The organism is Methylobacter sp. (assembly GCF_030680395.1).
GTDB lineage: Bacteria > Pseudomonadota > Gammaproteobacteria > Methylococcales > Methylomonadaceae > Methylobacter_A.
The window spans coordinates 18700-34890 of sequence record NZ_JAUXVR010000034.1; the positions used below are offsets into that span (position 1 = coordinate 18700).

General features: G+C 49.6%; 11 protein-coding genes. 7 read left to right on the forward strand and 4 right to left on the reverse strand.

Annotation, left to right across the window (positions count from 1 at the left end; all coding sequences use genetic code 11):
- Positions 1 to 484: 484 nt before the first annotated feature.
- Entirely contained in the window at positions 485 to 2941 is a 2457-nt protein-coding gene (locus Q8L79_RS14130; RefSeq protein WP_305272346.1) for an Rne/Rng family ribonuclease, read from the forward strand.
- Positions 2942 to 2987: 46 nt separating this feature from the next.
- Here Q8L79_RS14130 and dnaE read toward each other — a convergent pair whose 3' ends face one another.
- Positions 2988 to 6470: a DNA polymerase III subunit alpha gene (dnaE, locus tag Q8L79_RS14135; RefSeq protein WP_305272480.1), complete on the reverse strand. Its 3483-nt coding sequence runs from the start codon at positions 6468 to 6470 to the stop codon at positions 2988 to 2990.
- A 265-nt stretch (positions 6471 to 6735) separates the two neighbouring features.
- Here dnaE and Q8L79_RS14140 point away from each other — a divergent pair, with 265 nt between their 5' ends.
- Positions 6736 to 7179 carry a host attachment protein gene (locus Q8L79_RS14140; protein WP_305272348.1) on the forward strand — a complete coding sequence of 148 codons (444 nt, stop codon included), beginning with the start codon at positions 6736 to 6738 and terminating at the stop codon, positions 7177 to 7179.
- 116 nt (positions 7180 to 7295) lie between these two features.
- Positions 7296 to 9905, forward strand: a complete 2610-nt coding sequence (locus Q8L79_RS14145) for a PAS domain S-box protein (protein ID WP_305272350.1) — start codon at positions 7296 to 7298, stop codon at positions 9903 to 9905.
- Positions 9906 to 10300: 395 nt separating this feature from the next.
- Here the strand turns inward: Q8L79_RS14145 and Q8L79_RS14150 are convergent, their stop codons facing one another.
- A complete protein-coding gene (locus tag Q8L79_RS14150) occupies positions 10301 to 11119 on the reverse strand; it encodes a Crp/Fnr family transcriptional regulator (protein WP_305272352.1) in 819 nt (272 codons plus the stop codon).
- Between the two features lie 916 nt (positions 11120 to 12035).
- Here Q8L79_RS14150 and shc point away from each other — a divergent pair.
- The 4 genes from shc (at position 12036) to Q8L79_RS14170 (ending at position 15247) form a co-directional block, all read left to right on the forward strand.
- On the forward strand, positions 12036 to 14000 hold the full coding sequence (gene shc, locus Q8L79_RS14155; RefSeq protein ID WP_305272354.1) for a squalene--hopene cyclase: 1965 nt from the start codon (positions 12036 to 12038) through the stop codon (positions 13998 to 14000).
- Positions 14001 to 14426: 426 nt separating this feature from the next.
- A complete protein-coding gene (locus Q8L79_RS14160; RefSeq protein WP_305272356.1) occupies positions 14427 to 14603 on the forward strand; it encodes a CsbD family protein in 177 nt (58 codons plus the stop codon).
- Positions 14604 to 14810: 207 nt separating this feature from the next.
- Positions 14811 to 14957 (forward strand): lmo0937 family membrane protein, encoded by a 147-nt coding sequence (locus Q8L79_RS14165; protein ID WP_305272358.1) that lies wholly within the window; start codon positions 14811 to 14813, stop codon positions 14955 to 14957.
- 68 nt (positions 14958 to 15025) lie between these two features.
- On the forward strand, positions 15026 to 15247 hold the full coding sequence (locus Q8L79_RS14170) for a hypothetical protein (protein ID WP_305272360.1): 222 nt from the start codon (positions 15026 to 15028) through the stop codon (positions 15245 to 15247).
- Between the two features lie 379 nt (positions 15248 to 15626).
- On the opposite strand, the gene Q8L79_RS14175 is transcribed toward Q8L79_RS14170, so the two are convergent.
- Positions 15627 to 15782, reverse strand: coding sequence for a thiamine pyrophosphate-dependent enzyme (locus tag Q8L79_RS14175; protein ID WP_305272362.1), 156 nt, complete (start codon positions 15780 to 15782; stop codon positions 15627 to 15629).
- Positions 15783 to 15968 (reverse strand): hypothetical protein, encoded by a 186-nt coding sequence (locus Q8L79_RS14180; RefSeq protein WP_305272364.1) that lies wholly within the window; start codon positions 15966 to 15968, stop codon positions 15783 to 15785.
- Positions 15969 to 16191 lie beyond the last annotated feature (223 nt).

Below are 16191 nucleotides of genomic sequence, written 5' to 3' on the forward strand. Positions count from 1 at the left end.
TCTGATTATGATTGATTCTTTAAATTGATGTATAGCAATAAGATTGCTATATTAAGCAAGTTTTTAATATAAAAAAACATGCTTTTGCTCTGCGGTTTTTGCTAACAAAACTGCCTTGGAGCATTACTCGATGATGATTGACGTAGCGATTAATTACCACGCTGACTCATCATTGTAAGATTTTCGGGTTCATCGTTCGACCCTAGACGAACGATTTATAACTCCTGTTTAAGACGGAATTTACAACCAAGACTGAAAAAAGAATATTTATTTGCTTAGACTCTGTCCGTGCAACTATCCACGGTCTTCACCTAAGTGAAGAGCGGGATACCGACTACAACACACAGAAACGGAACATTAAAACCGTAAAAACTAAGTTATGTAGGAGCGGCTTTAGCAGTCTCCTCTACAACAAACACGATGACCCAAACCAGTCTGTTCAGTAAAGTCTGACCGTGGAGCAGGAAACAACAAGGAATATTGAATGAAAAGAATGCTTATCAATGCTACGCAGGCAGAAGAACTGCGAGTCGCTTTGGTAGACGGTCAAAAACTGTATGATTTTGACATAGAAGTACCTTCGAAAGAACAAAAAAAGTCCAACATTTACAAAGGGATAGTAACCCACGTAGAGCCCAGTTTAGAGGCCGCCTTTATAAACTACGGTGCTGAAAAGCACGGCTTTTTACCTTTCAAAGAAATCTCTCCGCTCTACCGTCACCTACAAGATGGCGTCGAAAACGACGGCCGCCGTCCAGCCATAAAAGACCTGATTAAAGAAGGTCAGGAAATCGTTGTTCAGATTGAAAAAGAAGAACGCGGCAATAAAGGCGCAGCTTTAACCACCTATATCAGCCTGGCCGGCACCTATCTGGTGTTGATGCCCAACAACCCTAAAGCCGGCGGTATTTCGCGGCGCATAGAAGGCGAAACCCGCAGTGACCTGCGTGAAGTCATGGCGGCGCTTGAGATCCCTGAAAGCATGGGACTCATTGTTAGAACGGCAGGATGCGGCAAAAACGTCGAAGAACTGCAATGGGACTTAAATTATTTGCTGCAACTCTGGGAAGCCATAGAGCGCTCTGCCAGCGAACATTCAGCACCGTTTCTGGTTTTTCAGGAAAGCAACGTTATCATCCGAGCTTTACGCGACCATTTACGCGGCAATATCGACGAGATTTTGATCGACAATGAAGACGCCTTTAAGCTGGTACAAAACTTCTTAAAGCAAGTCATGCCGCACTTTTTGCCCAAGGCAAAACTGTATCAGGATGCCGTCCCCCTGTTTAACCGTTACCAGATTGAATCGCAAATTGAAGTGGCTTACGGGCGGGAAGTATCCTTGCCGTCCGGCGGATCGCTGGTTATCGATCACACCGAAGCGTTGACCTCCATCGACATCAATTCGGCACGCGCCACCAAAGGCAGCGACATCGAAGAAACCGCGTTAAATACCAACCTGGAGGCGGCCGATGAAATTGCCCGTCAACTGAGACTGCGCGACTTGGGCGGCCTGTTTGTTATCGACTTCATCGACATGATGTCCAATAAGAACCAGAAAACCGTTGAGAATCACCTGCGCGACGCCCTTAAAATCGACCGCGCCCGCATTCAAACCAGCCGCATCTCGCGTTTCGGCCTGTTGGAAATGTCCAGACAAAGAATGCGTCCGTCGCTGGGCGACTCGACTCAGTTGCCGTGCCCGCGCTGCAAAGGTCAGGGTACGATTCGTAATGTAGAATCGGTCGCACTTTCCGTACTGCGGATTCTTGAAGAAGAAGCGATGAAGAAAGGCACAGAAAAAGTGATTGCCCATTTGCCTATTGAATGCGCGACTTTTCTGTTAAACGAAAAACGTAGCGCCATCGAACAAATTGAAAACAGGCTGAAAGTCGGCATTGTCATCCTGCCCAGCAAGCATTTGGAAACACCGGCCTATGACATTGAGCGCATCAAGGAAAAAGAGTCCGTCGAGAATGGTAAAGCCAGCTACTTACAGATCAAAGCGGAAGACATTACTATCCCTGAATTTGCCCAGCAAGTAAAACCAAGCACAGCAAAAGCGGCGGTCAAGGAATTCCTGCATGATTCCCCTGCACCGGTGCAAAGCAAAAATGAATCAGCCAGCCTGATCCAACGCTTCTGGCATAAACTGGTAGGCGCCAGTGCCGGCAGCGCAGAGCCTAAAGCAAAGGTAACGGCCGCAGTTCAAACCCCTGAAAGAGCCAGACCGGTTGACGAAGGTCAGCCCAACAAAAACAGGGGTAACAGACAAGGCCAGGGTCAAAATCAGGAAAGAGGACGCGGCCGTGGACGCGGCCAAGGTCAAGGACGCGGTCAAAATCCAAATCAGGAACAAGTTCAAGCGTCTGAACAAGTACAAGCGCCAAAACCAAAACCGGAACAAAATCCGGACTCGCCTCGTCCAAACCGTCCACCGCGCGGTCAAGGCAGAAACGTAAAGCGCAATCTTGATCCGGCTAATATGCCTGTAACAAAAATCGAAGCCGTTAAAAGTGAAGCTGTTGAGGTTAACGAGGTTATTTCAAGCGCGCCGGAACTTGCTCCTGCTACTGCCGGAGAACATCCCAAAAGAAATAATGCCAGAAGAGGACCGAATCGTAGAAGGCCGCGTAATCCCAACTACAAAAAACCTGAAACGGATGGCGATTCAAATACCATGTATGAAGCGTCCAGCGACAGCAACGACGAGTCGCGTCCGGCTCCCCGTTCTTATGACAATGACTTTGCAAAAAGAGCGGAAAGAACCGAACGCCCGGAGTCCCCGGCTAATGTATCCAGTCAGGCTAACACCGGCAATCAGGATTCAGAAGCCGCAAAACCGGCAGTTGTCGCTACGCCAGCACCGGCACCGGCACCAAAACCGGTTGTTGAAGCAGCGCCAAAGCCAGTTGAAGCGGTAAGGCAAGAAACCGAATAAAACAGCAGTTTGGGGGTGGGCAACGCTGTTTTGCCCACCCTGCTTCCTACCTGTACTTAACCTCAACCGCTTCGCTTCCCAATAACACTCTCAATCGCGCCACCAATTCATCGGTGGGATGGACGCGCCACTCATCACCCAACTGCAAATCTGCTTTTGCAACCTTTGATGTATAACTGATCCCCACTGGGCAGCCGCCGCCTTTAAAAGGTTCCAGAACCGCCATCAGTCTCATCGCAAAACCATCATCGTCTGCCGCATTCCACACCAGCTGAATACTTCTGGCAAAAACCTCCCTGGCCTGCTCCATGCTATAAAGCTTTTCAACCGTTAAGCGTAACGTCCCCAAATAATCGTCAACACCCAACGCCCCTTCGGCAATCAGCAAGCTGTCGCGGGAGAAGATGCCCCGGTATTTTTCGTAAACTTCGCCAAAGGCTGCAATTTCAAGCCTGCCGGTTCGGTCATCAATCGTTGCAAAGCCCATAATCTTACCATTCTTGGTCTGACGGGTACGCACTTCGACGACCAAACCGGCCGTTCGGGCTTCCATTTTTCTGCTTTTGGACCGCTCCACATTGGCCAGCAGCGACTCTATGGTTCCGTGGGTAAACTGCCTTAATTCAGCCTCGTATTGGTTGATCGGGTGTCCGGTTAAAAACAAACCCAGAACCAGCTTTTCAGCGGCCAACCGTTCATTTTCCGACCACGCCTCAACCACGGTGGAATAAGCATGGGCGTCATCGACATTGTCGGCATTAACGGCCAAACCGAACAAATCGTTCTGACCGGTTTGCGCATTTTTTCCGTGCTGCTCGGCGACTTTTAATGCCGTGGGCAGTTCCGCCAAATGCCCTGCCCGGTTGTCATCGAATTCGTCGAAAGCCCCGGCGCGTATCAATGCCTCCAGCACCCGGCGATTGAATTTACGTAAATCCACCCGCTTGCATAAATCGTACAGACCTGAAAACGGCCCGTTTGCTTCCCGCTCGATCAGCATTTCTTCAATGGCCGCCTCGCCCACGCCCTTTAGCGCGCCCAAGCCGTACACGATATGGCCCGCGTCGTTAACGGTGAATTTGTATTTGGAAACATTGATGGTGGGCGGACAGACTTCCAGCTTCATCTGCTTGCATTCTTCAATCAAAATCACCACTTTATCGGTATTGTCCATATCGGCGGACATCACCGCCGCCATGAACTCAGGCTGATAATGGGCTTTCAACCAAGCGGTTTGATAAGCAACCAACGCGTAAGCGGCCGAATGCGATTTATTGAAACCGTAACCGGCAAATTTCTCCATCAAATCGAACACATAAGTGGCGATTTTTTCATCGACCTGGTTTTCTATCGCACCGGCGGTAAATTTATCCCGCTCCTTTGCCATTTCCTCCGGCTTTTTCTTACCCATCGCCCGGCGCAGCATGTCCGCGCCGCCCAGCGTGTACAGCGCCATTTCACGGGCGATTTGCATCACCTGTTCCTGATACAAAATAACGCCGTTGGTGGGTTTTAAAATCGGCACCAGCAACGGATGCGCATACTCTGCCTTGGCGCCATGCTTGACGTTGATGTAATCGTCGACCATGCCGGATTCCAGCGGTCCCGGACGAAACAGCGCCACCAGCGCGATAATGTCATCGAAGCAATCCGGCTTGAGCTTTTTAATCAGCTCCTTCATACCCCGCGATTCCAGCTGGAACACGGCGGTGGTCTGGGCGTTGGTCAACAGCTTATAGGAAGCCGGATCATCGCGGGGGATGGTGGTTATATCGACCAGCGCTTTGCCCTGTTGCTTGTGCTTGGCGTTAATATCCTGCAATGCCCAGTCGATAATAGTCAGCGTACGCAGCCCCAAAAAGTCGAACTTGACCAGACCGACCGCTTCCACGTCATCCTTATCGAACTGGGTGACCAGGTTATTGCCGTCCTGATCGCAATACAGCGGCGTAAAATCGGTCAGCTTGGTCGGCGAAATCACCACGCCGCCGGCATGTTTTCCGGCGTTCCTGGATGTGCCTTCGAGCGACAGCGCCATATCGATCAGCGCCTTGACTTCTTCCTCGGTGTCGTAAAGTTGCTTCAGTTCGGGGCTGTCTTTTAGCGCTTTCGTCAGTGTCATGCCGATTTCAAACGGCACCAGCTTGGACAATCGATCGACAAACCCGTAGCCGAAACCCAGTACCCGGCCGACATCGCGGATAACCGCTTTCGCCGCCATCGAACCGTAGGTGATAATCTGGGCGACATGATCCCGGCCGTAATGACGGGCGACATAATCGATCACCTCGTCCCGGCGATCCATGCAAAAATCCACGTCAAAGTCAGGCATCGAAACCCGCTCGGGATTCAAAAACCGTTCAAACAGCAGGTCGAATTCGATAGGATCAAGGTCGGTAATCTTAAGCGCATAAGCCACCAACGACCCCGCACCCGAACCCCGCCCCGGCCCGACCGGAATCAAATTGTTTTTTGCCCACTGAATAAAATCGGCAACAATCATAAAATAACCGGGAAAACCCATCTGGGTAATCATTTTCAGCTCGAAATCCAGTCGTTCATAGTAAACGCGCCGGTTTTCCTCGTCCGTCCCCTTGCCCACCGCCGGATAGTGCTGCAAGCGTTCTTCCAGGCCTTTCATGGACTCATCGGCCATAAACTCGCCCAGATTCATGCCCTCGGGTACAGGAAAGTCAGGCAGGAAGTTTTGGCCCAGCGTCAGCTTTAAATTGCAGCGTTTGGCAATCTCTACGGTGTTTTCCAACGCCTCCGGTATATCGGCAAACAGCGCCTGCATCTCCTCAACGCTGCGTAAATATTGCTGATCGGTATAATCTTTGGGCCGACGGGTATCATCCAGCACCCGGCTCTGGTTGATGCAAACCCGCACTTCATGGGCGGCAAAGTCCTGCTGATAGACAAAGCGTACATCGTTGGTCGCAACCACCGGCAAACCGGTTGCCACCGCCAGCTCAACGGCGGCGGCGATATAGCGCTCCTCTTCGGGCTTCCCGACCCGTTGCAATTCCAGATAAAAGCTTTGCTCGAACAAGCCGCCCCAAAACTCCGCCAGCCGTTTCGCCGCATCATGGTTTTCGGCTAACAGCGCCTTGCCTATACACCCGCTCATCGCGCCGGACAACGCAATCAGGCCGTTATGGTTGGCTTCTATCCACTCCTGCCGGAGCATCGGCACACCCTGGTGCTGACCTTCCTGATAAGCTTTTGAAATCAATTCGGTCAGCGCAATGTAACCGGCGTGATTGTTGACCAGTAAAGTCAAACGATACGGCGTGGCCGGGTCTTCGGGATTAAAAACCAGCACATCGGAACCGGCTATCGCCTTGATGCCCTGCCCTAATGCCGCTTTATAAAATTTGACCAGCGAGAACAGATTAGCGTGTTCGGTGACCGCAACCGCAGGCATATTTAACTCGGCCAGACGCTTGACCAAGGGCTTGATTTTGACAATCCCGTCTACCAGGGAGAATTCAGTATGGAGTCTTAAATGGACGAATGCCGGCTGCATGGGATTAGGAAGTTGATTCACGTTGCTATTATACGGATGGGCTATTTTAACCTGTCCGCAAGATTTGCGTGTGACCAAGATAACGACTATTAACAAAGCCCTTTATATGTTGCATCCCCTTAGTATTACTACTTATTGATTAAAGGCCGCAATCTCTCTATTCTAAAAATCCATTGCAATACAAGGCTTACTGTCAGCAATACAAAACCAAATGCTTTTGTAAACAGGGTGTTATTTAAACAAAACCGCCACAGAGGGAAGAATCATGAAATTAACCTGGATACTTGTTGCCGATACTACTCGCGCACGTGTTTTTACTGCTGACACCCCTTCTTCTCCTTTAGAGGAAATTGAAGATTTGTCCCATACAGAAGGTCGTTTACACGACAGGGAAATAACTTCCGACCTGCCGGGAAGGGTTAAAAGCGTCGCTGGAGGCGGCCACGCTCTTGAGCAACCTACCGATCCGAAAAAACACGAAATCGACAATTTTGCACACCGAATTGCCCAGTATCTGGAAAACGCACATAACCAGAACCGGTTTGAACAACTGCTGATCGTTGCGGCTCCTTCTTTTCTCGGTTTGCTGCGCAACCATTTGCCGGAACAGATTAAAAAACTGGTTCGCTTCGAACTCGGCAAAGAAATCACCGCGTTGAGTGCCGACGATATTCGTCAACATCTTCCCCAATACTTACCTAATCTTTGATAAAAAACCTCTCAATTCAATTTTGTAAAAATGTCAGATATAACTTACATTAGCCCATAGATGGGAAGAGCTATCAGTTAGAGGTTCACATTAAATATTTTTTCAGCAACGCCTATATGGCCTCAATACTGGGGGCTGCGGCTATCTTGTTTCTTCTAATACATTTCCAATTTATTTTCGGAGATTCTTCGCCGCTATTGCTCTTTTTAGTCGTGATCGCTTTAGCTTCGTGGTCCGGGGGATTAAGGGCGGGGCTTTTCATTACCGTGTTAAGTACGGCGGCAAGCGATTATTTTCTAGTCGAGCCTTACGGTTCGTTTTACATCGCTCAAACCAGCGAAGCGCTACGCCTGGTGTTTTTGATCGGCACAGGCGCAATATTAAGCCTGATCATTGCACTGTTACACAAGCAGGAAAAACAGGCTTTATATAAGGTCCTGGAACGAGAGGAACAACTTAAGCAAGAAATCGCCGAGCGTAGTCGAGCGCAAGCAGACCTGAATTTATATGTCTCACTTGTCAAAAGCAGCACCGAGTTTATCGGCATGTGCGATACAGAGGGCATACCTTTTTTCATCAACGATGCCGGACTGCGTCTGGTAGGTCTGGATAGTCTTGAACAGGGCATTAAAACCTCCGTTAAGGACTTCTTTTTTCCGGAAGATCAGGCATTTATTATGGATCAGTTCTTTCCGACAGTACTCCGGAACGGCAATGGTGATACCGAAATCCGCTTCCGGCATTTCAAAACCGGAGCAGCGTTGTGGATGATCTACAACACCTTCGCCCTGAAAGACTCAAACAACAAAATAGTTGGCTTAGGCACCGTAAGCACCAATATCACCGAGCGCAAGCGAATCGAAAAAGCTTTACGCCAGAGCCAGATGGACCTGAACCGTGCCCAGGCAGTCGCTCATATCGGCAGCTGGCGCATGAATGTCCGCGATAATACACTGGAATGGTCTGATGAAAATTTTCGGATTTTCGGCATCCCAAAAGGTACGCCTTTTATCTATGAATCCTTTCTTGATATTGTCCACCCGGCAGACCGGCAGTTAGTCGATACGGCATGGAAAGAAGCCCTTACCGGCAAGACCTACGATATTGAACACCGACTCATGGTAGACCGGCAAGTCAAATGGGTTCGCCAACTGGCTGAGCTCGAATTTGACGAGCATGGATCATTATTCGGCGCTTTCGGAACAACTGAAGACATTACCGACATCAAAAACGCTCAAGAAACATTGCAACATGAACGCGCCTTCCTCAGACAAGTCATCGATGCGGTACCCAGCATCATTTTTGTCAAAGATCGGGAGGGACGATTTCTGTTAGGCAATAGAGCCTTAGCCCTAAACTATGGCACTAGCCTTGAAAACCTGATCGGGGCAAGCAGCGAAAACTTCAATCCTGACAAAGTGGCTCACTTTTATCAAAACGATCTCGATGTTATAAGCAGTCGCAAACCCAAATGCATCCAGGAGGAAAAAGTCACGCTTGCCGATGGCTCTATACGCTGGTACAGCACAGTCAAGATTCCGCTGTTCGACAATGACGATTGTAACAAACTGCTGGGTATTGCCACCGACATTACCGAGCGCAAGTATGCCGAGGAAGCGCTACGCCTGGCGGATCGCCGTAAAGACGAATTCCTGGCGATGCTGGCCCACGAGCTCCGCAATCCGCTGGCCCCCATCCGCAATGCCGTGCAGTTGCTGAAAATGCTGGAAGTGAGCGATCCCAAGCTGACATGGAGCTACGCTGTTATCGACCGCCAAGTGACTCATATGGCGCAGCTGCTTGATGAGCTGCTGGATATGTCCCGCATTATGCAGGGCAAAATCAGGTTGAAGGTCGAGCATCTTGAGCTGACCGACGTTATAAACAATGCGGTAGAAACCAGTCGCCCTCTGATCGATGCACGTAAACAGGAGCTGATCATTTCCCAAACTACGCCGCCGCAACGGCTCGCAGGCGATCGTGTCAGGTTGGCGCAAGTACTGTCTAACCTGCTAAACAATGCCGCCAAGTATACCCATGAGGGCGGCAAAATCATGCTGAACGTGATGCGGGAAGGTTCCGATACCGTCATTGAGGTCAAGGATACCGGCATCGGTATCGCCCCTGACATTCTGCCGCATATCTTCGAGCTCTTTTCTCAGGCCGATCATACTTTGGCCCATTCTCAGGGCGGACTGGGTATTGGCTTGACGCTGGTGCGTCAGTTGGTAGAAATACATGGCGGCACGGTTACGGCAGCGAGCGGAGGCATTGGTCAGGGCAGCTCGTTTACGGTACGGCTGCCCGCATTGCCGATAGGTTCACCTGCTGCCGAATCCGCGCTAACCAAATCCGTATTACCGATGCCTAAATTCCGTATTCTGGTTGTGGATGACTATGCCGATGCGGCCGAAAGCCTGATGATGCTGTTGCAGGCAAAAGGGCATGAAGTCGAAATAGCCGATTGCGGCATGAAAGCAATCGAACGGGCTCAAGCCTTCCGTCCGCAGATTGTGCTGCTCGACATCGGCCTCCCCGATCTGGATGGCTATGAGACTGCCAAACGGCTGCGTGCATTGCCGGAGACTCAGAATGCGACCCTGATCGCCTTAACCGGTTACGGTCAGCCTGACGACCGTAAATGTTCACAATCGGCGGGATTTAACCATCACTTGCTCAAACCGTTGAACTTTGATGAGTTATCAGCCTTACTGGCATCGTTATAAAGCCATTTTCCATCAATCTAAAAATTTCCCTGTTCTTAACCGGTTGTTAATCATGCGCCCAATAGTTATTCACAAAACCTGTGGATAACTCTGTGGATTGATTGTTCTACTTATCTCTTACCTGCGGTTTTTATTGGTGTTTTGTTAAATTGTACAAAAACTTAACAAATCAATAACTTTATAAACTATCAATGACTTACAATCATTTTTCAAACTTTATACCGCTCATTCAAAAGCAACGCTAAGTTACTGATTGTTGCTGTGTGCAAATACTATTGAATCAAAACTATTCCTCCCGCTCCAGCGCCAAAATTGCTTTTTAAAAGCCGTAGGATAGGGTGAATTTGCGAACCGCCATCCGAAACGGCCAGGCAATTTATAAAACAGCATCATCCTTATTTCATCCAGTCATGGCGGTTGCTTAATAATTCACATTTTTTAACCAGTCCGCATTTTTGTAAGGGAATGTGCGTCATCAATGAAGCAGACTGTAGAGAAGGAAGCAGACGATCGGATTCTGTTTTAATCACCTGATAGCATTCGCAGGCTCGCGCTTCCAGTCCCTGTCGATCCAGCACCGTGATATGGCCACGGCGGCAATTAATCAATTTCGCTTGCTGCAATTTTCCGGCGGCCTCTGTAATACCTTCACGGCGCACGCCGAGCATATTGGCAATCAATTCCTGGGTCGTGACCAACTCGTTGGAATGGAGACGATCGAGACTTAGCAGGAGCCAGCGACAGAGTTGCTGATCCACGAAGTGATGCCTATTACAGGCCGCCGTCTGCGCTATTTGAGTAAGCAGCGTCTGGGTATATCGCAGCAATAAATTGTGCAGTGCGCCGTTGCGATATCCGCCAAAGCGGTTGAACTCCTGCATAAGTATCGACGCTCGCAGCCGATAGGCATAGCCTGCGCTGCGCACGACGGCTCGATTAGGCATGGTTCCTCCGCCCATGAACAACGAAACACCGATCATCCCATCGTCGCCGACCACGGCGATTTCGGCCGGTGCGCCACTCTCCATTACGTAAACCAGCGATACGATGCAGTTCGTCGGGAAATAAGCGTAGCGTACCTCGTCCCCGGACTCGTAAAGAACATCGCCCAGCGACATTCGGACCAATTCCAGATGGGGAAAAAAGCGTTCATAGTTGGCTGCTGACAGGGAATTGAGAAGGTGGTTTTGCCAGAGGCTATTTTGATCAGTCATAAGCAACATCATATTTGTAAGTTAAGATCGAATATCTCTATTAGCATAAATAATCGGTTGGTATTGTATGAGGAGTTTTAGGATAGATAATTCAACTTATTCAATCAATAAGTACCATTACCTATCAACTGAAATTGCTTATGTGTTAAAAAGTCTTGCAGAGCTCAAGACTGTTGCAGACTTCAATCATGTCACCACCAATTACTCTTAATTTATATATCAAACATTGAGCGTCCACATACGCATCAGCAGCAGTCTAATTACCGGCGGCGGCTTTATGTGCGCTACCGCACTGACGACATTAAATGTTGCGGTTATACTGTTTTTTTGTGGGTAAAATGATGAGTATATGATTTGCCGTAAAGCCGATTTAACGGGATAACATTGACATAATCGTCGTACCAGGCAATGTAAACCAACGTGAAAACGCAAATTAACAACAAGAATAAACCTTGCTCCTCCAAAGACAAATACGTTGAAAGACCGCTATCAGAACTGAAAGAGTGTCGCCCGCAAATCAACCTCTGGACTACCGATACGGAAAACATAGCCGGGATAGGCGATCGTTATGCCTCATACTCTTTCAGGTAATGCGCAGTAATACACAGCACTGATTTTCTGCATGAGATCTGTTTGCGCAAACTATGCTTGTAGCCTTGGACACAATCATGCTGCCCTGCGCAGATTCAACCGGAACCAGACCATTAGCGGTTCATCTCGGGTTAAGTCGGCTGCCATAGCGTTAAAGATGTTATCATGGCATCGATTCTTACTTACGACAGCAATTTCCTTGTATGACTCGTTTATTATCCGGCAAGCCTGGATCTGCCCACCGTCGACGAACAGATTGTAGCTATCAATCCCATGCGCCGGCCAAAAGCCCTAACAGTAAAGTGAAATAAGAGAAAACCATACGATGCGAACAGACATATCTTCACTTACGAGTTTTGATTCCGCCTACACCAGCCCTTTCTATTCTCCGACAACTTTGGACAGCGCGATTGACCGGGCTAAAACACAACTTATAAAGCTGCAAAACCAAGAAGGCTATTGGGTATTCGAACTCGAAGCGGATTGCACCATTCCCTCCGAGTACATCCTGATGATGCACTACATGGACGAAATCGACGACGCTCTTCAGGCCAAGATTGCCAATTTTCTCCGCGCACAACACAATGAGGACGGCAGTTATCCGCTTTATAGAGGCGGCGCGGGCGACATCAGCTGTACGATCAAAGCCTATTACGCGATGAAAATGGCTGGCGACTCTATCCAGGCAGCGCATATGGTCAAGGCTCGCGAATGGATACTGGCACAAGGTGGCGGTGCCCGAGCCAATGTCTTCACTCGCATCATGTTGGCCATGTTCGAACAGATTCCCTGGCGCGGGGTTCCCTTCATGCCCGTGGAAATCATGTTGTTACCGAAGTGGTTCCCGTTTCATCTGGACAAAGTATCCTACTGGTCGCGTACCGTAATGGTTCCGCTGTTCATCCTCTGCACCTACAAGGTCAAGGCCCGTAATCCTCGCAAGATCGATGTCGCAGAACTGTTCGTTACCCCGCCGGATAAGGAAAGGAATTATTTTTCCCACGTCAAAACGCCGCTGGGAAAGACCATACTGGCCGTCGAGCGCATGGGTCGCCTGATGGAGCCGCTGATTCCGGGCGTCATTCGCCGCAAGGCTACCGCCAAGGCGCATGAATGGTTCATGGAACGATTGAATGGTTACGATGGTCTGGGAGCAATTTTTACGGCCATGGTCAACGCCTATGAAGCCATGGATTATCTGGGCATTCCTCCCGACAATGAACAACGGCGGATTGCCCGGGAAGCTATCGACCGCTTGCTGGTCATCAATGACGATACGGCCTACTGCCAGCCCTGCGTATCGCCGATCTGGGATACCGGATTGGCTGCTCTGGTCTTGCAGGAAGTCGATTGCCACGAACGCGATCCGCATACCCGGCAAGCGCTTAAATCCGCCTTACGCTGGTTGGCCGGCAAGCAATTAAAGGACGAACCGGGCGACTGGCGGATTCAGCGCCCCAATTTGCCGGGCGGCGGTTGGGCTTTCCAGTTCGGCAACAGCTATTATCCCGATGTTGACGATACGGCAGTGGTAGCTCTAGCCCTGCTTCAGTCCGAGAATCAAGAGTTTGCAGAAAATATCGAGCGGGCAAGCATCTGGATCGCAGGCATGCAATCCAGCAATGGCGGCTATGGCGCTTTTGACGCCGACAATACCCATTACTATCTCAACCACATCCCATTTGCCGACCACGGCGCCTTGCTGGACCCTCCAACCGTCGATGTCAGCGGGCGCTGCATCATGTTGCTGGGCAAGCTTGTTAGTCAGCACCCGGAATACAAAGCGGTCATCGACAACTGCATCGGTTACTTGCGTAAGGAGCAGGAACCGGATGGCTGCTGGTTCGGCCGCTGGGGCACCAATTACATTTACGGCACCTGGTCGGTGCTGATCGGTTTTGAAAGCGCAGGCGTTGCCAAGTGCGACCCCAGTATTCGCAAAGCCGTAGCTTGGTTAAAGTCCAAACAACGGGCCGACGGCGGATGGGGCGAGAGCAATTACAGCTACCACGATACGAATAGTCGCGGCGAATTCGATACCGGCACGGCATTTCAGACCGCGCTTGCGCTGCTGGCATTGCTGTCGGCCGGCGAAATCGAGTGTCCTGAAGTTGAAGACGGGGTAAGCTATTTACTGAAAAATCAGCAGACCGACGGGTTCTGGAAAGACGAAAGCTTCAATGCTCCCGGATTCCCGAAGGTTTTTTACCTGAAATACCACGGTTACGATAAGTTCTTCCCGCTCTGGGCGCTGGGCCGCTATCGCAACGAGCGCCTTGCCGCCGCCTGAAGAAAATCGGCTACATCTTGACGCTAGTCATCATGATTATTTTGTGCAGTCGTACTGTTGTTTTTGGCGGTCCGGAAGCCGCTGTATAAGCAGCATACCGAACTTGCCCGATCATCTTGACGTAGTTTTACCCTCGTAACCTTATCAAAAAAGTCATTGATCAGCCGCTCCCAAATGAGCGGCAGATTTTGACAACCTATTCCCGATACCTTTGTTTTTTCAGTTACCCGCTACTTATTTCAGGCGATGTCGGCATGGCTGCATTTTATCAATGTAAGCAATCGCTTCGGCTTGATTTTATATGTTCGTTACCGCACCGACTAAGCTCAGCCTTATGTGTATTATTGTTAGCAAGCGATGGGAGATATTATTCTACGCTTTGGACATGACTATCTGGTCATGGCTAATAATTATCAGGAGATATTCATGAACAAAGATCAAATAAAAGGCCGCGTCGAAGAAGCCAAAGGTAAAGTCAAGGAAGCCGCCGGAGTGATACTGGACGACAAAGGTATGGAACTGGAAGGAAATGTCCAAAAGAACGTCGGCAAGGTTCAAAAGGGCCTTGGTGATTTAAAGGAAGACATTAAGGATGCCGACTAAAACGAGGGCTACTGAATTGTGCAGCCGAGTCAGGACAGATCGACCCGCTGCACGATAGCAACAAGATGCTCTCAATTATATTTATTCACAAGAGATAAACATCAAACTTGCCGGTTTATGGACAAGCATCGCTTTGACCTTCGGCGATTTTATATGTTTGTCCAATTTTATTGCCGTTGATTAACGGCCCTTTACGGAGAAGCACACATGCTTGAAACTTTAGCGATCGTCCTGATTATTCTTTGGGTAATGGGTTTAGTCTCCTCGTACACACTGGGTGGTTTTATCCACGTCCTCCTGGTTGTCGCAGTCATCGTCATTTTGCTGCGAGTCATCCAAGGCAGACGTATTTAGTAGCACCGAAATGTGCTTATACAACAAAGTATGGGGTGGCCAATGATGTCATTTTTAGGAGAGACAAGATGAGCGCAGTCAAGATTATGGCGATTGTACTGATCGTAGCAGGCCTATTGGGCCTGGTATATGGAAGTTTCAGCTATACCAAGGACACCCAGCAAGCCAAGATAGGCCCGCTGGAACTGTCTGTTAAAGATACACAAACGGTTTATGTCCCAGTCTGGGCCGGTGTCGGAGCGATAATGGCCGGCGGCTTGCTTTTGGCTTTGTCGGGCAGGAAGAGCTAGCGGCTGCGCCAATCGACAAGTAGACCAAGAGCGCGACCCCGGTTACAACCGCGCGGCAGTCGAGATACAAGGCTGAGCATTGTATCTCGACTGCCGCGCGGGCCATTGAAGTTAAGGCCGGATTGTTGGGTTCATGGTCTTCTGTATCGCCGGGCAAAAAGCTGTTTAAAGGACGCCTTGCTAATAGCAGCCGAATCCGGATCACCCTGCAAAATCGCCGATCTATAGGCGCTTGCCTGATCGAAGGTGATGTGCTGCGGCGCATTAGGGTCGGTAAGACTTCCAGCACCACCGGCCGATCGGCAAACCGCGCATAAGGAAAATCCGGCAAATCTTGCGAAGCCTCAAATTTCGGATCACCTTCCATCGCGCGCCGCTCTCAGGTTACCTGATTCAAATCCCGATTATTCAGAACCATGATGACCAGACGCGAATCGCTCCAGCGCTGCCAGTATTTGCCGATACTGATCAGTTCACTGATACCGTTCATTTGCATGGCGCCATCGCCGACCAAAGCAATCGCTAACGCTTCCACTCACGACAACTCTTTTTGCTCAAATTGACAGTTGGAATGTCCGCAGGTGCATGGGCCGCCGTTCAGCTGTTTCTCGCAGCTGACGCTACAATATTTCTCACCCGCTTGTACTGTGCAGTGACAGCCCGGATGAGCGCAATAGTCTGGGTTGACTTGATCCGTCAGGTTGCTTGCTACTGTTGCCATAATCTTCTCCCGGGAAAATTTCTAGTGACTAAAAACAGATACCGTATCCATCGCCTAACCTGCAAATTGGCGGAGGCATACCCTGTGTAGACGCTTAACCTGACAAGCAATCCAAAGTAAACCCCAACCCCTCAACCACGCCTCATTACGCTCAGGTTAAGTTTGTTAGCGCGAACCGGCTATTATTTATACCTGAAAACGCTTTAATCTTATGTACGGTAGA